The organism is Rhizobium sp. ARZ01 (assembly GCF_014851675.1).
Classification (GTDB): Bacteria; Pseudomonadota; Alphaproteobacteria; order Rhizobiales; family Rhizobiaceae; genus Mycoplana.
In genome coordinates this window covers 76,904-95,806 of the sequence record NZ_JACVAE010000001.1, presented here as the reverse complement: position 1 = coordinate 95,806, position 18,903 = coordinate 76,904, and the positions used below count along the sequence as shown (strand labels likewise).

The window sequence follows — 18,903 nt, the reverse complement described above, 5'->3', positions numbered from 1 at the left end:
GGAGCTGATCCAAGGCGGGGATTTTGCGCGAGTTCGAGCTGTTGCGGCGTCGTTGGCGCGCTGGAAGCGGCGGACGACAGGAACCGCTTGCCGCAGACGTTGTCGCCCCTCATCCGCCTGCCGGCACCTTCTCCCCGCAGGCGGGGAGAGGTTTAGGGTGAGGGGCACAGGCGCGATCCGTCCGCTACAGCCCGTAGCGAGGCATCACAAATGACGCCCCACCCCGGCCTCAACTCCCGCCTAATCCTTGGCGAGGAACTTCTGCTGCGCCTTCGTCAGGTAGTCAGCCCAGTGGTTGGCCAGTTCCTCCGGCGTGATCTCGCCGAGCAGCGCCTTCTGCGAGGTCTGGATCACCAGCGAATCCTTGAAGAAGGCGAACTCTTCCAGATGCGTCGGCATGACGGTCGGGATCGCGTTCTTGTCCTCGAGTTCGGCGAACCAGCCCTTGAACTGCTCGCTCGCATAGAAGGGGTCCTTCTCGGCGGACTTGTGGACCGGCAGCGCGCCGGTGCGCTTGTTCCACTCGATGTTGCCTTCCGGTCCTTCGAGCGTCTCGATCAGCTTCCAGGAGAGGTCCTTGTTGGCGCTGTTGGCCATCATCGACCAGCCTGCGTAACCGATGGTCGGGAAGGTCTTGCCGTCCGGGCCCTTCGGCATGGTTATGATGCCGTAGTCCTCGGCCTTCATCCGTTCGGCAATCGCGATCAGCGCGTCCGGGTCCTGATCGAGGAAGGCGCAGGTACCGCTGTAGAAGCCGGCAACGATCTCGTTGAAGCCCCAGTTGACGCTGTCCTTCGGCGCATAGCCGTTCTTATAGAGGTCGATGACCCAGGTCAGGCCCTTGACCCAGCCTTCGCTGTTCATCGTCGAGGTGCCGTCCTCGTTGAAGAACTTGTTGTCGCCGGCCATGGAGGCGCCGAACATGACCCAGCCGTTCAGGCCGCCCGGGCCGCCGCGCAGGCAGTAGCCGGACTTGCCGGGCAGCGCGGAAACCTTCTTGGCGGCTTCCGCAAACTCGTCCATCGTCTTTGGCGGCTCGGAGACGCCGGCCTCGGCGAGCAGCTTCTTGTTGTAGAACATCGCCCGCAGATAGAAACCGTAAGGCAGCATATAGGCCTTGTCGTCGATGTCGCGGCCGAGCTCCAGCGCGCGGTCGGTCAGGTTCGGGGTGTGCTCCCACTTGGCGAGATAGGGCTCGAGGCTCTCCAGCATGCCGTTATTGGCATAGAGCGACAGCCAGGTGTCGGGCATTTCCATCACGTCCGGGATCTCGCCGGCGGAAACCATGGTGGCGAATTTCTGGAAGGCTTCGCCCCAGGGCAGCGAGATGATCTCCACCTTCGTGCCCGGGTTGGCGGCTTCGAACTTGCCGACGATCGACTTCAACGTTTCGGTGCGCTCGGGGCTGGTTATCACTTCCACCAGCTTCAGCGTCGTATCGGCAAGGGCCGTGCCGGACATCATCGCGGCGAAGACGGCGGCAGTCAGTAGTCTCTTCATGGTCGCTCCCCTTTTTGAGCTTTGGCTTATTGCTTCACGCTTGGGAGGCGGCGGCGATCGCCGTCTCCAGATCACTCCACAGGGCCTCGGTTCCTTCCAGGCCGATATGGAGACGCACGGACCGCGGATGGATGCCGAAGGCATGCGCGGAATTGGGCTGGGCCTTCTGCTGCAGCACGACCTGGCCCGGCACGATCAGGCTCTCGTGGCCACCCCAGCTGACGCCCAGTTTGAACAGGTTGAGGCGGTCGGCAAAGGTGCGAACATCCACCCCCTCGCGGAAGACGAAGGAGAACAGGCCCGACGTACCGGTCAGCCCCGGCGGCAGGCGATTGGCGAGCGCCGGGTGGTGCACGCTCTCGACGATGTCGAGCGCCTGCAGGCGGCGGGCGATCTCCAGCGCCGACGCCTCGTGCGCCTTCATGCGGATCGGCAGGGTGCGCAAGCCGCGCACGAGGAGCCAGGCATCGAAGGGCGAGAGCTTTCCGCCGAGATAGGGGTAGGCTTCAGCGCGAATGCGGTCGATCATCGTCCTCGAACCGGTGACGACGCCGGCAACGACATCGCTGTGCCCGCCGAGATATTTCGAGGCCGAATGCAGGACGAGATCGACGCCAAGCGACAGCGGGCGCTGGAATATCGGGCTCGCCCAGCTATTGTCGATGACAGAGACGACGCCGTGGCGCCTGGCGAGCGCTGCCAGCGCGCCGACATCGTGCGTCTCCATCACCCAGCTCGTCGGGCTCTCCATGTAGAAGAGCTTGGCGCCGGGAAGCACGCGGGCGACCGCCTCCTCGTCGCGCCCGTCCACATAGGTGACCTCCACCCGCATCCGCTTCAGCACGGTGCCGAACAGGCGGAAGGCATCGGGATAGACATGCCTCACCGCGACGATGCGGTCGCCGGGCTCCACAAAGGAAAGCACCGTGGAGGAAATGGCGGCCATGCCGCTGGCAAAGCCCATGGCATCCTCGCCGCCCTCGAGCTTGGCCAGCATCTCCTCGAAGGCGCGCACGGTCGGGTTCAGGCCGCGCGTGTAGATCGGCCGGACGATTTCGCCGCGATAGGCGGCCAGCATCTCGTCATAGCTCGAGAAGGTGAAGAGCGAGGTCTGCACGATCGGCGGAACGACCGCATCGAAGGCGTTCTTCTCGTCATGTGCCACGATAAGCGAGGCAAGGTCATGCGGATCGAGCCCGATGTTCATTTGGACATTTCCTTGATGTCTTCCTCGACCACGTCGAGAATCTTGAGCGTTTCGCGGCGCGCGGCTTCCGTGTCCTGCGCGGCAATCGCGTTGAAGAGCGTGCGGTGGAAGGGAAAGGAGCGGCGGGCGAAGTCCGGCCGATCGAACGGCTCGTCCCAGAACCGCTCGAAGGCCTCGCGCATCTGCTCCAGAAGCTGCCGGAACAGTGGGTTGTGGGTGGCGTCGTAGATGGCGAGGTGGAAGGCTAGGTCTTCGGGCCCCGACGTACCCTTGGAAAGATGGACACGCTCCATCTCATTCAGCTTTTCCTCGATAAGGACGAGGTCTGTGGATGTACGCCTGCGCGCCGCGACCATATTGGCCTCGCATTCGATGCCGCGTCGCACCTCAAGCGTCTGCAGCAATGCATCACGCAGGTGTGCCGCGTTAAGGGAGAGCGGCATATGGATCGTCGCGGTCGTGACGGGCTTGAGGAGGTAGGTGCCGCTACCCTTGCGGGTTTCCATCACGCCGAGGGCTTGGAAGTGGCGGATCACTTCGCGGATCGTCGAGCGACCGACGGCAAGGGCCGCCATCAACTCGCGCTCCGCCGGCAGCCGGTCGCCAGACTTGAGGTTTGCCCGGTCGATATAGGCCGCCAGCGCCTCGGTAACCTGGCGCGCCCGGTCCATCGGCGGCAGCGGCACAATCGCTGCCCTGGTGTCGATCCGTGCCGTCATGCGGCCATTCCCCGTTTTGGCGTCAGCTTCTCAAAATTGGTCTGACATCTGAGCATTATGGTGAAGGCGAATGATGAGTCAAGCTCGCCTGACAAGTGCCAAGAAAAATTTTGAAAATGATTTTCGTTATTTAAAATCAATATGATGCCTCCTAGGCATCGGCGTAACATTCTTGCATTCGCCATCCATCGCCGATAAGCAGACGCAAGCCGCCCACGGCGCTACAGGAACCTGCCATGACCATCATCGAAGACTTGAAGAATGCTCTCGGCCCCGACGCCGTGCTCACCGGTGCCGAGATCGGCGATCGCTACGTCAGTGACGCCAGCCTGACGGGTCGGGTCCCGCCTGTAGCCGTCATCCGTCCACGGAGCGTGGAAGATGTTTCCGCCGCACTGCGCATCTGCAATGCGCATGGCCAGACCGTGATCCCCCAGGGCGGCATGACCGGTCTTGCCGGCGGCGCAAACCCGCGCGGCGGCGAAGTGGCGATTTCGCTGGAACGTCTGGCCGGGGTGGAGGAGATCGACAGCGCCGCGGGCACGATGACGGTCAGGGCCGGGACGATCCTTGAGACGGCGCAGCGCGCGGCCGAAGACGCCGGATTCCTGCTGCCGATCGACCTCGGCGCGCGCGGCAGCTGCCAGATCGGCGGCAATCTTTCGACCAATGCCGGCGGTATCCGGGTCATTCGCCACGGCGTCACCCGCGACAATGTGCTGGGTCTGGAGGCAGTCCTTGCCGATGGCACGGTGCTTTCCATGCTGAACAAGATGACGAAGAACAACACCGGCTACGACCTGCGCCAGTTCTTCATCGGCGCAGAGGGGACGCTCGGCATCATCACGCGCGCCGTGCTGAAGCTGAAGCCGCTGCCGGCGGGGCGCAGCACGGCGCTTGTCGCCCTGGAAAGCTACGAGGCCGTCGTCGCCTTCCTTCAGAAGGCTCAGCGCGAGTTGGGCGCACTCTCCGCCTATGAGGCGATGTGGCAGAGTTTTGTCCGCTTCAGCAGCGAGGCCGAGGGCGTCAAACTGTTCGACGCCGAGTATCCCTTCCTCGTGATCATCGAAGAAGACGGCGACGGTTCGGACGCGGCGCGAGAGCGGTTCGAAGGTTTTCTGGGGGCCGCCCTGGAAGAAGGCCTCATTGTCGATGCGCTCATCGCCCAATCAGAGAAGGAAGCGCGCAATTTCTGGACCGTGCGCGAGGCTATTGCGATGGATCGGTTATTGCCGTCGCTGATCAATCTCGACGTCAGCCTGCCGACCGGCGAGATCGGCCGCTTCGCCGAAGCCTGCGAGGCGGTACTGCTGGCACGTTTTCCCGGCGCCCATGTCTCCTTCTACGGCCATATCGGTGACAGCAACGTGCATATTGCGGTTTCCGTGGCCAACGCGTCTGAAGGCGACCTGCACGCCGTGGACGAGCTCGTCTATGACCTCGTGCAAAAATTCAGGGGATCCATCTCGGCCGAACATGGAATCGGCACTTTGAAACGTTCTTATCTCGGCTGCTCCCGAAGCCCCGAGGAACTGGACGTCATGCGCAGGATCAAGCACACGCTCGATCCGAAAGGCATTCTGAACCCCGGCAAGGTCATCTGAGGGAAGCAGTTGCCCGGCCCGCCGCGGCGCGCTGCAAGGTTGGTTCCGCAAGGAACCGATTGCGGCAAGCGTCGTGTCAGGCCGACAAAGAGGAAGCTTCATGCCGGCGAGGATACTGCTGCTTTTTATCGTGCTCATGATCGGGTCGATCCTGAGCATTCTCGTTCTCCAGCGCGCCTCGAGTGCCGGCGCGCCTCCATCAGAGGGACAACTGCTTTCGACGCCATCACGCATGGTGCATGAGCAGTAGCCATCGCCGCGCAACGGATCACTTGAACGACGCCCGTCTTCAATTCGGCCGACATAGACGGTAAGAGAAGTCGCGCGACCGGAGGCAGGTCCGGCGTGATGACCGATTGAATGAAGCAGCGGGTGTCCAGATGACCGACAGCAAACGACGCGTCCTCGTTACCGGCGCAACCCGCGGACTGGGTCTCGAGATCGCCAAGGCGTTTGCGCGCGAGGGAGCGCAAGTCGCTTTCAACGGCCGCGATTCATCGGTGCTGGAGGCCCATTGCGTCTCATTGCGCCAGCAGGGACTTTCGGCCGAAGCACTGGCCGCCGATCTCGCTGAAAGCCCCGAGGCGATCGCACACAAGGCCGCCGAACGGCTCGGCGGGCTCGATGTCGTCGTCCATGCGGCTGGCCTCCGCGACCGGCGCAAGACCGAGGATCTCGACGGCCCGGACTTTGCCGCGCTTCTCGATGTCAACCTGACCGCAGCCTATCGACTGGCGCGGGCAGCCCTGCCGTTTCTCCAAGCTTCCGCAGCCGGACGTCTGATCTTCGTAACATCGATTGCGGCGCGGATCGCGCGCAAGCCCGACCCTGCCTACACGGCTTCGAAGGGCGGGCTGGAGGCGCTGAGCCGGTCGCTCGCGGTCGAGTTCGGCGCCGACAATCTGACGGTGAATGCGATCGCGCCCGGCTGGTTCGTCACTGAGCCGAACAAGGCGCTGTCAGAGGATCCGCAGGTACAGGGATTCGTTGATGCGCGAATCCCGCTGAAACGGTGGGGCCGTCCGGAGGAACTGGCACCGGCGGTCCTCTTCCTCGCCTCCCCCGCAGCGAGTTTCGTCAACGGCATCACGCTCACCATCGATGGCGGCATGTCAGCGCAGATGTAACGGCTGGCCACCTATGCCTTCTGGCAGTGTTTCGCGGTAGCTGCCTCATCGGTCTCGAAATCGCCAGGCTGCGGTGGCGCGATCGGCTTGAACAGCGAGCGGTCGGGTTTGAGATCGAGCAGAGGCGTTCCGTCAAGGCAATCGAGCCCGCGCACGAACAGCGTGTTACCCTCGACCCGATCCAGAAGGACGATCGAGGTTCCGATCGGATTCGGCCGGACCGGTGAGCGCAGCGAGAACGTTCCATGCACCTTGCCGCTGTTGGCCGGGCTTTGCAAAATGAGATCGCGACGGGAACGATCGAGCCAATAGAGCACCTCGAGGCGCTCGAAGGCAGCCACGCCCTCGAGCGCCGGCACCCAGGGATCGAAGATCTCGATGCTGCACACCGGCCCGTCCAGCCTGCCCTGCCGCGGGCAAAGCAACCGGGACTCCCAGGGCGTATGGATACGGCCGATGAAGACGAGGCCGGCATCGATCGGCTCCGGCGGCGTCACTGCCACCTCGTTCTCGCGAATTTCGTTCTCCCGAACCATGCCTCTCTCCCTGGCCGCAACCGCAGCTTCGCTACCACTTTCACCGGTAGCAGTCCCGTTGCCGTTTGCCCATTGCACCTTCGTTATATTTTCAAAAATATAGCACTGGCCATTCCTGCTGCATCGATATATTCAGACGAATATCTCGCAAAGCATGGAGGGGAAAATGGATATCAATCGTCGCCACTGGATCAGGATCGCCACAGCCTCACTCGCCGGCGCCTGGCTCGGGCTTGCAGCGATTGCCGCGCCGGCATCGGCGGAAGACAAGATCACCGTCTTCGCGGCGGCCAGTCTGAAGAACGCACTCGACGCTGCGAACGCGGCCTGGTCGAAGGACATCTCGAAAGAGACGACCGTCTCCTACGCCGCAAGCTCGGCGCTCGCAAAGCAGATCGAGGCCGGCGCACCGGCTGATATCTTCATCTCCGCCGACCTCGCCTGGATGGACTATGTCGCGAAGAAAAAGCTGATCAAGGACGGCACGCGCTCGAACCTGCTCGGCAATCGCATCGTCCTTGTCGCGCCGAAGGATGCGGCAAAGCCCGTCGAGATCAAGGAAGGCTTTGACCTCGCAACGCTCGTCGGCGACGGCAAGCTCGCGATGGGTGCGGTGGACTCTGTTCCGGCCGGCAAATATGGCAAGGCGGCGCTCGAAAAGCTCGGCGTCTGGTCGTCGGTCGAGAGCAAGGTCGCAGGCGCCGAAAGTGTGCGCGCGGCACTGGCGCTCGTCTCGCGCGGCGAAGCGCCCTACGGCATCGTCTACCAGACAGACGCTGCGGCAGACCCGGGCGTTGCGATCGTCGGAACCTTCCCGGAAGAGAGCCATCCGCCGATTACCTATCCGATCGCGATCCTGTCGGAATCGAAGAGTGCCGATGCGGCTGCATATCTCGATTACCTGAAATCCGAGAAGGCAGCACCGTTCTTCACCGAGCAGGGCTTCACGATCCTGAAATGATTTCCTCCCCGCGTCGCGCGCCGCAAATGGCGCGCGGCGTTGTATTCCTTTGAATTATTGCACAAGTTGGCTGCACCCTGATTCCACCGACCGTGGTGGTCGCGCCAACTGCAAAAGCCGAGAGCACTGAATTGGACTGGTTGAGCCTGAGCGAGGCGGAATGGACGGCGATCAGGCTGAGCCTGCTCGTCTCGACCGTAGCCGTCGCCGCGAGCCTGCCATTCGGCGTCCTCGTTGCGCTTGCGCTTTCCCGCGGCAACTTCTGGGGCAAATCCCTGCTGAACGGCATCGTGCACCTGCCCCTGATCCTGCCGCCCGTCGTCACCGGCTTTCTCCTGCTCATCCTGTTCGGTCGCAAGGGCCCGATCGGAGCCTTTCTGGATCAATACTTCGGGATCGTCTTCTCCTTCCGCTGGACGGGGGCCGCGCTGGCCTGCGCGGTCATGGGCTTTCCGCTGCTTGTCCGCTCGATCCGGCTCTCAATCGATGCGGTCGACCACAAGCTCGAAGACGCCGCTGGCACGCTCGGCGCAAACCGCGTCTGGGTCTTTATCACCATCACGCTTCCGCTGATCCTTCCCGGCATCATCGCCGGCATGATCCTTTCGTTCGCCAAGGCGATGGGCGAATTCGGCGCGACGATCACGTTTGTCTCCAATATCCCCGGAGAAACCCAGACGCTGTCGTCGGCAATCTACACATTTACCCAGATTCCGGGTGGCGATGCCGGCGCCATGCGGCTGACGATCGTCGCGATCATCATCTCGATGACGGCGTTGCTCGCCTCGGAGTTCATGGCACAGGCGGTCGGAAAACGGGTGCATTTCGAATGACACTCTCGGTCAACGTCCACCACAGGCTCGGAGCGTTCCAGCTCGACGCGGCCTTCACGTCCGAAGGCGGTGTCACCGCCCTCTTCGGTCGATCCGGTTCAGGCAAGACGTCACTGATCCGGGCGATTGCCGGCCTTGTCCGCCCGGACGAGGGTCGGATCGCTCTGAATGGAGACGTTCTGGTCGACACGAAGCGCAAGATTTTCGTGCCGACGCACAAGCGGCGCTTCGGCTACATCTTTCAGGAGGCGCGGCTCTTTCCGCACCTAACTGTAAGGGGCAACCTCACCTATGGCCGCTGGTTTGCGCCGCGCGGTACCGAAACGGAGAGTTTCGAGCGCATCGTCGACCTCCTCGGTATCGCCGCACTTCTAGGCCGGCGACCGGCCAACCTTTCCGGCGGCGAAAAGCAGCGCGTGGCCATCGGGCGTGCCCTGCTCTCGGCGCCGCGGATGCTCTTGATGGACGAACCTCTGGCGGCGCTGGATGAAGAGCGCAAGGCGGAGATCATGCCCTATCTGGAACGGCTGCGCGACGAAACGAAGGTTCCGATCGTCTATGTCAGCCATGCAGTGCATGAGGTCGCACGATTGGCCGACCGCGTCGTCCTGTTGAACGACGGCCGGGTCGAGGCCATCGGCGCGGTGTCGGACGTTCTAGGTGGTCCAATGCTTGCGACTGCCGCCGATCGTCGCGAGGCCGGGAGCGTTCTTGTCGGTACCGTTGCGGCCTTCGACCCGCGACACCGGCTGGCGACAGTGCGGCTGAAAGCCTGCGAGCTTCACGTGCCCAACACTGATGCGGGCGTTGGCAGGACAGCACGTGTCCACATTCCGGCACGCGACGTCATGCTCGCAACGGGCAGGCCCGAAGGCTTGAGCGCGCTCAACATTCTCGAAGGAACTATCGAGACGATCATCCCCGACAGCGAGGGCATGATCACAGTCCGGGTCGATTGCGGTGGCGACGCCATCCACTCCCGCATCACCGCGCTTTCGGGAGAACGGCTGCAACTGCACCCCGGCAAGACTATCTTTGCCATCATCAAGACGGTTGCCCTCGACACGCGCTAGATTAGGTCACACGCCTTCGTCCGACACATCCTTCGAGCGGTTCGCATCCAGCCAGTCCAGGTCGCGGGAGAGCGCGGCCCTTGCCTTCTCTTCCATCCCGCGGAAGCGGGCCAGAAGTTCCTCGCCGAAGGGTGTGACGGCCGCGCCGCCGCCCTGCTTGCCGCCACGTTGCGATTCCACGACGGGCGAGGAGAACATGCGGTTCATCGCATCGACCAGCAGCCAGGCGCGACGATAGGACATGTCCATCGAGCGGCCTGCCGCGGATATCGATCCGGTCTCGCGTATCCTTTCCAGTAGCATCATCTTGCCGCGGCCGAGCCGTTCGGCATGCGGAAAGTCGATCCGAAGGATCACGCGCAAATCAGCTGACGCGCCGTTCTTCATCGAGGCCCGGTCCTTTCGGTTTTCGTCCACCCTAGCCAAATGCCAACTCCGAGTGCCAATGCAACCGGCACCTGTCAATATAGATCACACGACTCCCCTCTCTTGCGCTCGGCCGCCGTCCGCGCGAAGAGTGCCCGAACGGTTTCAACGGTCAGGCGGACATATGCAACAGGAAGACATCGCGATCATTGGGGGCGGACCGGCGGGCCTCATGGCAGCCGAGGTACTGTCCGGCGCCGGGTGGGCGGTGACGGTGTACGAGGCGATGCCCACCGTGGCGCGAAAATTCCTGCTCGCGGGGAAATCCGGTCTCAACATCACCCATTCCGAGCCCTATGCGCGCTTTGCCAACCGGTTCGGAGCGGCGTCGGAGCGACTGCGCCCAGCGCTCGACGCGTTCTCCCCCGACGATATGCGCGCCTGGGCTTCCGGACTTGGCATCGAGACCTTCGTCGGCAGTTCCGGCCGCGTCTTTCCGACCGCGATGAAGGCCTCACCATTGCTGCGCGCCTGGTTGCGCCGACTGGAGGCACAAGGGGCAAAGGTGCGGACCCGCCACCGATGGATCGGCTTTGCCGATGACGGCCTTGTCTTCGCGACACCGGACGGTCCGACGACGATCAGAAGCAACGCGACCCTCCTTGCGCTCGGCGGCGCCAGTTGGCCGCGACTCGGGTCTGACGCCTCCTGGGTCGACCCGCTTAGCGAAAGGGGCGTATCGGTCGCGCCGCTCCGGCCGGCGAATTGCGGCTTTGACGTCGACTGGAGCGATTTTTTTATCTCGCGCTTCGCCGGCTTGCCGATCAAGTCGGTGACGGCAACCTCGGATGCTGGCACATTCCCCGGCGAGTTCGTCATATCCCGTGACGGCATCGAGGGCAGCCTCGTTTATGCCCACGCAGCCAGTTTGCGCGACCGGCTCGAACGCGACGGCGGGGCCGTGCTCACCCTTGATCTTTCACCGGGGCGGCGCGCCGATCGTCTCGCACGCGAGCTCGCCCGCCAAGGCGACAAGTCGAGCTTCGCCAATCGGCTGCGAAAGGGCGCTGGGCTCGAGGGTGTGAAAGCTGCGCTGTTGCGGGAGCTCACACCGGATCTTGCGCAACACTCCCCGGACGATCTTGCACGGCTGATCAAGGCCCTGCCCCTTCCCGTCTTGCGCCCGCGTCCCATCGCCGAGGCCATCTCCTCGGCTGGCGGCATTCATTGGAGCGACATGGACACCGGCTACATGCTGAAGGCATTGCCCGGCGTTTTCGTCGCCGGCGAAATGCTGGATTGGGAAGCGCCGACGGGCGGCTACCTTCTGACCGCCTGCATGGCAACCGGTCGTGCCGCCGCGCGCGGAATCGACAGCTGGCTGAGCCGACCGCAATCTTCGAACTCGTAGACGGTCAGGGATGGGCCGCCAGGAACCCTGGCAGTGCATCGCGGGCAAGAGGTGGCGAAACGAGAAAGCCCTGGCCGAAATCGCAGTCCATGCTCCTCAGAATATTCAGCTGCTCCTCCGTCTCGATTCCCTCGGCGACAACCTGCATACCCAGGCTGTGCGCCAATCCCACCGTGGCATGCACGATCCGGAAGGCATCCGCGCTCGTCGACATGTCGCGAACGAACGTCCGGTCGATCTTGATCCGGTCAACCGGAAAGCGCCGCAAATGCGCCAGCGACGCATAGCCTGTACCGAAATCATCGAGCGCAATCGAAAAGCCCAATCCATGCAATTGCGCCAGCGTCTGGGCGACCTGATCATGTGCGGCATCAAGAAGGATGTTTTCCGTCAGCTCGACCTCCACACATTGCGGCGTCAGACCGCTGTCGGCGACCATCCTTCGCAGCATGACCGGAAACTCGGGGCGACGAATCTGCGCCGCGGCCACGTTGATCGCCACCTGCCCTGTGTTCAGCCCGCTGGACCGCAGCGCCTGCACGGTCTCGAACGTCTTGCGAAGTATCTGGTGCCCCAGTTCCACGATCAGACCATGTGCCTCGGCAACCGCAATGAAATCGGCGGGATTGATTGGCTGGCCAGCGCGGCTCCAACGTGCGAGCACTTCGAAACCTGCGTGCGAGCCATCGGCGATCAGAAACTGCGGCTGCAGGGCGATATCGATCTGATTTGCGGAGACGGCTGCCGCCAGGGCATTTGCCATCCTGTACCGGCGTTCGCTCTCGGCAGACATGGCCCGTGAATAGAGCTTGTGTCTGCCACGGCCTTCGGCCTTGGCCTGGTAGAGGGCGAGATCCGCCTTCTTGAGCAAGCTTTCCGGCCGTCGCCCGTCACGAGGAAACAGGCAGCCTCCCAGGCTCAAACGAGGCGTGATCTGATGCTTCTGGAAGGAGACGGGTTGCTGGACCTTCGCACGCAGTTTCTCCAGGGTTTTGTCAACGTTCGTCCGGCTCGCATTCGATAGTATGAGCGCAAACTCGTCGCCGCCGAGACGCACGATGGTGTCGGTCTTCCGGAGCGCTTGCTGCATCCTCTGGGCGACTGCGATCAGCAACGCATCGCCCGCAGCATGCCCCATCGTGTCGTTGACCTGCTTGAAGCCGTCCAGATCTGCCACGATGAGGGCGCCGCTCATCCCCGACTTGTGGCTGCTCGAAACGGCCTGCTCCAGCCGCTTTTCCAGCACCGACCGGTTGAACAGATTCGTCAGCGGATCGTGCTCTGCATGGAACTTGATTGCAGCTTCCGATCGCTTCAGCTCGGTAATATCGGTCCGGGTGCCGACGGTATGGCCGGAGGCGGATCGGCGCTCCTGGATCTGCAGCCAGCGACCGCCGGTAATCGCCACGACCGATTTACGGCCAGGGTCCGAATGTTCGCGCAGGCGTGACTGGAACCAGGCTTCACGCGCTTCCGGCGTATTGCGCGGCAAAATGTACTGTCCGTTTTCCAGCCCGCATTGCACGATCGATGCGTAGGTACTGCCGGGCACTATCGCTTCGCGTGCGAGGCTGTAAATCTCTTCAAAGGCGCGATTGTGAAGGACAAGCCGATCATCGGCGTCAAAGGCCGCAACGCCGTCCGGGATCGTCTCGATGACGTCCACCAGCAATGCCTCGGCCTTGCCGCGCCTGGCGACCTCCGCTTGCAAGGCCTGTTCGGTCAACTTGCGATCCGTGATGTCGTAGCGAATCGACACGTAGGCGTCCGTCCGACCTGATCGATCCGCCACAGGCACGATCGTAGTGTCGACCCAGTAAAGCGTGCCGGACTTGGTGCGGTTGCATACTTCGCCATGCCAGACCTCACCGGCCGCGATCCTGCGCCACATATCTGCGAAGAAATCTTTCGGGTGGTGTCCTGAATTGACAACGCGATGGTTCTTTCCGATCAGTTCTTCGGACGCATAGCCGCTGATCATGCAAAACCTGCTATTGACGAAGGCTATCTTGCCGTATCGGTCGGTCACTGCGACTATCGCGTGCCGATCAAGTGCCGCCTGATAGGCACTTAGAAGCCGCTGTAAACTACTGTTTTCCTTGATGAGTTGGTCGAGGTCCCGAGTATTGACCTTTCTTCGCGGCGAATTCGCCAAGACCTGGACGATCGCAGCTCGCCGTCGACGCTTGCGGACGGGGGTCTCGCAGCTCGCTTCGTCGATATTTGGCGGCGCCTCTTCAGTAAATTGATGTTCTGGTAATCCATCCATTTTAAAAAGGAACTCCGTCAGGAATGGATCTAATTGTTATGAGATATAGCAAATAAAATAACAGCTATTACTGATTTAACATTACGCAATTTATGCTATGGGTGGGCAGTAAAACGATGCGGAGCGCGCCTTGGCCGACAGTGGCAATTCGACGGCACTTCTGAGCAACCATGTTCTTGCTGCGTTGAGACCGGATGCCCGTGATTTCATAGTCGATCGCAGTGAGATGCGTCACATGAACACCGGCGACGTCATCTACGCGAATGGCGCTTTGGTGACGCACCTGGTGTTTCCGTTGGAGGGCGTCGTGTCCTTCATCGCGGACCCTGCGAGCAACAAAAACGTCGAAAAGGCGTCCGTCGGCCCCGAGGGGTTTCTCGGTTTTGCGCTCATCATGGACAGCGACAAAGCGTTGGGGACGTCCGTCGTCCAGGTGCCGGGACGTGCGCTCTGGCTTTCCACGACTGACTTCGATCAGGCTCTGGAGCGCTTCCGGTGCCTTCGCGCGTCGATGCTGCGCTATGCAAAGGCGCTGATCATGCAACTGATGGAGTCTGTTGCCTGCAGCAGCCTGCATACGGCCGAACAGCGGGTCTCGCGCTGGCTGCTGCAGGCGCATGACCGTGTCGCCGGAGACGAATTCCAGGTTACACAGGAGACGATCTCGCAACTGCTGGCGTTGCGAAGGGCAACGGTCAACGCCGCTTGCAGCGACCTGATGAATGCCGGTGCGATATCCTACAATCGCGGACGCATGATCGTGAAGGACCGGAAGGTGCTTCACGCGCGTTGCTGCCCCTGCTACGACCGCATCCGAATGGCGACGGCTTGCTGACACTGCGGCCGCGCGCCCTCGACGGCACGCAGACGCATTGATGGCCGGCGCATTGCGATCACGCTGCATGGCACGTGTTCCCATCGATGCGCAGCGCTTCGGATCTATCCCGAAAGCGTGCAACGACGCGGGAAAGCGCTTCAGCTTCGGTGGCGAGCGAGCGGCTGGCCGCGGCGTTTTCTTCGATCACTGCGGCATTACGCTGCGTAGCGTCGTCAATCTGGCCGGTCGCGGCGGAAATCTCAGCGATACTGGCAGCCTGCGTGCGGGCCGACTGGGCAATACCGTGAACGAGGTCACCCGTATGCCGTATCGCATCGGCGATACTCGACAACTGGCTCTGCGTCTCACTGACCAGGCTGACGCCGGCGGAGATGCTGTTGGAGTTCGCATGGATCAGGCCGGCGATTTCCCTTGCCGCATCTGCTGATCGCTGCGCCAGCGCTCGAATTTCGCTCGCGACCACGGCAAAGCCCTTGCCGGCATCGCCGGCGCGCGCGGCTTCCACGCTGGCATTGAGCGCGAGAAGACTGGTCTGAGACGCGATCTTGTCGATGACAGAAATAATGTTCGTGACTTTAGCCGACGAGGTATCGATATCGCGGATAGCATCCGCAGCCCTTTGGGCGATCGCGACACCGTCCTCTGCCGTCTCCATCACGCCTGATATCGTGCGACTTGCCCCTTGGGCCGTTTCGGCGGAAGTTTCAATGGCGTCGGCCAGTTCCCGGATTGAGGCGACGGTCTCTTCGAGAGCGGCGGCCTGTCGCTCGCACTGCCGATTGGCCGTCTCTGACGTACCTGCGATTTCCGCCGAGCCGGCTTGAACATTTGCCGCTGCTTCGCGCACTGTGCCGATCACCTGCCGCAGGCTCTCGACCGCCTCGTTGAACCCCTGTACCAGCCGCTCCGACTTCACCGACACGGAGGGATCGACCGAGACCCCGAGATCGCCATCCGCCAGCTGTAGCAGCGCCACGGCAACCTGGTTCAGAGACGCGATCTGCTGCGTTTCCGTCTCGCGGCGGCGCTCCTCCAGGTTGTCGAGATAAACGGAGATCGCGAGCTCCATATCGAGCATCGCCGCCTTGACGAGGACCGTTACTTCCTTCGCCAGGTTGTCTTGTTGCGACCGCGTCCTGCTTCTTACCATCGAGAAAGGCGACTGCCCTTTCTGCGTTTGGCGGGCTGCGAACAAACCCTCGATCAGACGCTCCATCACAAGAGCATAGCCGCCTATATACCATCGCGGCTCGAGACCGATTCTCGCGTGCACCGAGCCAATGGCACGCACCGCCTCAAGGTAGCCAGGCCCATACTCACCCGTCAGGATCGTGGCCCAGTGCTGCTTCTGCCGCCCCCCGGCGCGGGCCACAGCAGCGTCCCCGTCGAAGAAACCACGCGTCTGTGGCGTGGCGCGGATCGTTTTGTAGAAGGCGGCCAGCGCCGCATCGATGTTCGCCATGACGACCGGCGCCGTCTGCCTAAGGACATTGCTTTCGTCGGCCCCGAGCCCCACAAAAGTCAGTCGTTCGGATATTTCTTCCTCACCCGTCCGCGCATCCATATATTTCATCCCCTAAACATATATGCACGTTATCGTTCGTACGATAGCGTGCATATGGTTGGTTAAGGTTGTATTACTGGGAGTAGAAGTTGTGACGAAAATGATTATTTTCGAAGAGAATAATCATACAAATCCTTGCATACGGTCGAACGAAAATGCAGGCGCAACCGCTTCCCTGCATTCATATGCAACCAGTCTCAGTACCCGGAGATCAATTCGATCTTCGAACCGTCCGTGAAGCGGGAAAGGCGGAATTCCCGCGGGTCGACCACTGGCGTGCGGCCCGTGACGATATCGGCCATGAGCCGGCCTGCGCCCGGTCCTATACCGAAACCGTGACCCGAAAAACCGGTGGCGATATGGAAACCGGGAATTCGCTCCACGGCGGAAATCACGGGGATCGCGTCAGGCGTGACGTCCATGTAGCCGCCCCAGCGCTGCGCGATCTGCGCCTTCTCGAAAACTGGAAAGGCGCGCCGCAGATTGGCGAGCGCGTTGTCTGACATCCGCTTCGACGGCACGGGATCGAGCACACGGCAGTATTCGAACGGGCTGGGCTCATCCAGGGCCCAGCGGCTGTTGATGCGCGCCTCATCGAAGAAGCGCCAGCCGGCGCGAAACTTCAGTACACGCCACTCCTTGCGCAGCGCCGGCAGGAAATCGACCGCGAAACGGAAAGACTTCGGCACGATGTCGACGATGTTTTCGTTGCCCGAAGCGATCGTATAGCCGCCGTCCTGCCGCTTGCGGAAGGCGAAGTTGCTGGCCCACATCGTCTGCTCGGGCCCGCCCTCAAGCGGTTTCGTACGCAGGACGGAATTCAGCACCTTCAATTGCGGCAGGTGGATACCGAGTGTACTGGCAAAGAGGCTGGACCAAGCACCGCCGGCAAGCACGACCGCCTTGCAAGCGATCGCCCCGCGCTCGGTAACGACGCCAGAAACCGCGCCCGCAGCCGTCTCGATCCCGCGCACGGCGCATTCCGTCAAGATCGCCGCGCCCTTGGCACGGGCGGCCTCGGCGATCGCGGGCGCGGCCTTCTGCGGCTCGGCACGCGCATCGGTCGGCGTATAGAGTGCGCCCTTCAGGTTCATTGTCGTTCCAGGATACATGTCCCGGAACTCCGCCCCGCTCAGCATGCGGGCCTCGAACTCGTAGCCTTCGAGATTCTTTATCCAGTTGCTGTGATCCGTATATTCCTGATCGGTCGAGGAGGTGAAGATGATGCCGGCGCGCTTGAAACCGGTGTCGCGGCCAGTGCGCTTGTCGAGGGTATCCCAGATGCGCAGGGATTCCGCCATCAGCGGCACCTCGCGCGGATCGCGGCAGGCGATGCGCACCCAACCCCAGTTGCGGCTCGACTGCTCCTGCGCGATCCCGCCCTTTTCGCACAGCGCGACCCGCAAGCCCGCCTCGGAAAGTTCCAGTGCCGTCGATGCTCCGATAATGCCGCCGCCGATGACGACGACATCCACTTCCTTCGGCAGTTCGATATCGCCTTGGACGGGAACGACAAAGGGACCGGGCATTTGGGACAAACTCCTGCGGAATGGCATCACTGTGCGGCTGCCGTTTCGTCCGGCAGGGCGCGCGCGATGTCAAGCCGTGAAATCTGCCGCGCTTTTTCGAAATGCTTAAAGGGGCCTTCAAGCGCGACGGGCCGCGCGTTCCTACTGCCCGTTTGTCGCAGGCGTAGGCCACATCCAACCCGCTCTCATCGTTATTGCTGGCTGGCCCATACGCGGCTGCCTGCCGGCAATGATGACGACCGCCCGGTCTCCCCTAGCGCAGAAATGCGCGGAAACGGCGCAGTGAAAAATAGAAGAAGATAACGCCGATTACGAAGAGGGCTAAAAACTGCGGCCAGACGACCGAGAACCCGGCACCCCGGAACAGGATCGACTGGGCAAGAATGACGAAATGCGTGTTCGGCGCGGCAAGCATCAGATTCTGGATGATTTCCGGCATGCTCTCGCGCGGTGTGAGTGCGCCGGAAAGTACCTGCAGCGGCAGCAGCACCAGCATCAGCAAAAGCCCGAACTGCGGCATGGAGCCTGCGATCGTCGCAAGGAAAATGCCCATGCAGGTGGTGGCAAAGAGCTGCAGCGCCGTACCCGCCATAAATAGCCACAACGAACCCTCGATCGGGACCTGAAGGATGCGCTCGACGACGATGGCGAGCGAAAGGCCGGATGCAACCAGCACTACAAGCCCCATCGACCAGATCTTGCTGACCATGATCTCGACTGGCGTGACCGGCATCACGAGCAGATGCTCGATCGTGCCATGCTCCCGCTCACGGATCAGTGCAGCACCCGTCAGGATGATGGAAAGCATGGTGATCGAGGTGATCACGTTGGAGATGGGCATGAACCAGCCCTTGTCGAGTTGCGGATTGAAGCGGGCGCGTAGCGCAAGATCAACCGGCAGTGCGGCCCCAGTGCGATGGCGGTTCAGGTATTCGTCGATCTCGCTCGACACGATCGACTGCACGTAGCCACCACCGGTAAAAGCCTGCGACATACGGGTGGCGTCGATGTTGAGCTGGATCGTCGGCGCCTTCTTCGCCAGGAGATCCCGCTGGAAGTTCGGCGGGATGTCGAGGGCGAATGTGTCGAGACCCGCATCCATGCGGCTGTCCATCTCGGACTGGTCGATCAGCCTCGGCACCGAGAAATAGGGCGGGTAGAATGCGGTAATGATGCGCGACGAGATCGGGGACTCGTCCTCGTCTACGATCGCGATCGCGGCGTGGTTCAGCGTGTCTGGCGTTGCGTTCGAGGCGGTGTAGATCGAAAGCGAGAAGGCATAGACGATGAGGATCAGCAGCATCGGGTCACGAGCAAGCCCGCGCAGTTCCTTGATCCCCAATTGAAAGACATTGGCAAGCCGCAT

General features: G+C 62.1%; 17 protein-coding genes. 8 read left to right on the top strand and 9 right to left on the bottom strand.

All coding sequences use genetic code 11. From position 1 onward, the window contains the following. Positions 1–240 precede the first annotated feature (240 nt). Genes IB238_RS00390 through IB238_RS00380 form a run of 3 tightly spaced genes read right to left on the bottom strand, consistent with a single transcriptional unit; the run spans position 241 to position 3,426 of the window. Positions 241–1,500 (bottom strand): sugar ABC transporter substrate-binding protein, encoded by a 1,260-nt coding sequence (locus IB238_RS00390; protein WP_192242338.1) that lies wholly within the window; start codon positions 1,498–1,500, stop codon positions 241–243. A 34-nt stretch (positions 1,501–1,534) separates the two neighbouring features. Next, the gene (locus tag IB238_RS00385; RefSeq protein WP_192242337.1) at positions 1,535–2,707 is read right to left on the bottom strand and encodes a PLP-dependent transferase; all 1,173 of its coding nucleotides are present in this window, start codon (positions 2,705–2,707) and stop codon (positions 1,535–1,537) included. Then, a complete protein-coding gene (locus tag IB238_RS00380; RefSeq protein ID WP_192242336.1) occupies positions 2,704–3,426 on the bottom strand; it encodes a FadR/GntR family transcriptional regulator in 723 nt (240 codons plus the stop codon). The genes IB238_RS00385 and IB238_RS00380 overlap by 4 nt, the downstream gene beginning before the upstream one ends. A gap of 236 nt (positions 3,427–3,662) precedes the next feature. Here IB238_RS00380 and IB238_RS00375 point away from each other — a divergent pair, with 236 nt between their 5' ends. The 3 genes from IB238_RS00375 (at position 3,663) to IB238_RS00365 (ending at position 6,157) form a co-directional block, all read left to right on the top strand. After that, entirely contained in the window at positions 3,663–5,030 is a 1,368-nt protein-coding gene (locus tag IB238_RS00375; RefSeq protein ID WP_192242335.1) for an FAD-binding oxidoreductase, read from the top strand. Between the two features lie 100 nt (positions 5,031–5,130). After that, positions 5,131–5,280, top strand: coding sequence for a hypothetical protein (locus tag IB238_RS00370; RefSeq protein WP_192242334.1), 150 nt, complete (start codon positions 5,131–5,133; stop codon positions 5,278–5,280). 130 nt (positions 5,281–5,410) lie between these two features. Further along, positions 5,411–6,157: an SDR family oxidoreductase gene (locus IB238_RS00365; protein ID WP_192242333.1), complete on the top strand. Its 747-nt coding sequence runs from the start codon at positions 5,411–5,413 to the stop codon at positions 6,155–6,157. A gap of 11 nt (positions 6,158–6,168) precedes the next feature. Here IB238_RS00365 and tsaA read toward each other — a convergent pair whose 3' ends face one another. Then, positions 6,169–6,693 carry a tRNA (N6-threonylcarbamoyladenosine(37)-N6)-methyltransferase TrmO gene (gene tsaA / locus IB238_RS00360; RefSeq protein ID WP_192242332.1) on the bottom strand — a complete coding sequence of 175 codons (525 nt, stop codon included), beginning with the start codon at positions 6,691–6,693 and terminating at the stop codon, positions 6,169–6,171. A gap of 166 nt (positions 6,694–6,859) precedes the next feature. Here tsaA and modA point away from each other — a divergent pair, with 166 nt between their 5' ends. The 3 genes from modA (at position 6,860) to modC (ending at position 9,560) form a co-directional block, all read left to right on the top strand. Then, positions 6,860–7,654, top strand: coding sequence for a molybdate ABC transporter substrate-binding protein (gene modA / locus IB238_RS00355; protein WP_192242331.1), 795 nt, complete (start codon positions 6,860–6,862; stop codon positions 7,652–7,654). A 131-nt stretch (positions 7,655–7,785) separates the two neighbouring features. Then, the gene (gene modB / locus IB238_RS00350) at positions 7,786–8,487 is read left to right on the top strand and encodes a molybdate ABC transporter permease subunit (RefSeq protein ID WP_192242330.1); all 702 of its coding nucleotides are present in this window, start codon (positions 7,786–7,788) and stop codon (positions 8,485–8,487) included. Further along, positions 8,484–9,560, top strand: coding sequence for a molybdenum ABC transporter ATP-binding protein (modC, locus tag IB238_RS00345; RefSeq protein ID WP_192242329.1), 1,077 nt, complete (start codon positions 8,484–8,486; stop codon positions 9,558–9,560). The genes modB and modC overlap by 4 nt, the downstream gene beginning before the upstream one ends. A gap of 6 nt (positions 9,561–9,566) precedes the next feature. Here the strand turns inward: modC and IB238_RS00340 are convergent, their stop codons facing one another. Beyond that, positions 9,567–9,947, bottom strand: coding sequence for a winged helix-turn-helix domain-containing protein (locus IB238_RS00340; RefSeq protein WP_192247229.1), 381 nt, complete (start codon positions 9,945–9,947; stop codon positions 9,567–9,569). Between the two features lie 163 nt (positions 9,948–10,110). On the opposite strand from IB238_RS00340, the gene IB238_RS00335 reads away from it, so the two are divergent. Beyond that, complete coding sequence (locus IB238_RS00335; RefSeq protein ID WP_192242328.1) at positions 10,111–11,337, top strand: TIGR03862 family flavoprotein; 1,227 nt, start codon at positions 10,111–10,113, stop codon at positions 11,335–11,337. 4 nt (positions 11,338–11,341) lie between these two features. On the opposite strand, the gene IB238_RS00330 is transcribed toward IB238_RS00335, so the two are convergent. Continuing rightward, positions 11,342–13,606, bottom strand: a complete 2,265-nt coding sequence (locus IB238_RS00330; protein ID WP_246723457.1) for an EAL domain-containing protein — start codon at positions 13,604–13,606, stop codon at positions 11,342–11,344. Positions 13,607–13,736: 130 nt separating this feature from the next. Here IB238_RS00330 and IB238_RS00325 point away from each other — a divergent pair, with 130 nt between their 5' ends. Then, entirely contained in the window at positions 13,737–14,441 is a 705-nt protein-coding gene (locus tag IB238_RS00325) for a Crp/Fnr family transcriptional regulator (RefSeq protein WP_246723456.1), read from the top strand. A gap of 58 nt (positions 14,442–14,499) precedes the next feature. Here IB238_RS00325 and IB238_RS00320 read toward each other — a convergent pair whose 3' ends face one another. From IB238_RS00320 to IB238_RS00310, 3 genes are all read right to left on the bottom strand, one after another. Next, positions 14,500–16,008 carry a globin-coupled sensor protein gene (locus tag IB238_RS00320; protein WP_192242326.1) on the bottom strand — a complete coding sequence of 503 codons (1,509 nt, stop codon included), beginning with the start codon at positions 16,006–16,008 and terminating at the stop codon, positions 14,500–14,502. Positions 16,009–16,205: 197 nt separating this feature from the next. Beyond that, on the bottom strand, positions 16,206–17,537 hold the full coding sequence (locus tag IB238_RS00315; protein WP_192242325.1) for an FAD-binding oxidoreductase: 1,332 nt from the start codon (positions 17,535–17,537) through the stop codon (positions 16,206–16,208). 253 nt (positions 17,538–17,790) lie between these two features. Then, complete coding sequence (locus IB238_RS00310) at positions 17,791–18,903, bottom strand: ABC transporter permease (RefSeq protein ID WP_192242324.1); 1,113 nt, start codon at positions 18,901–18,903, stop codon at positions 17,791–17,793.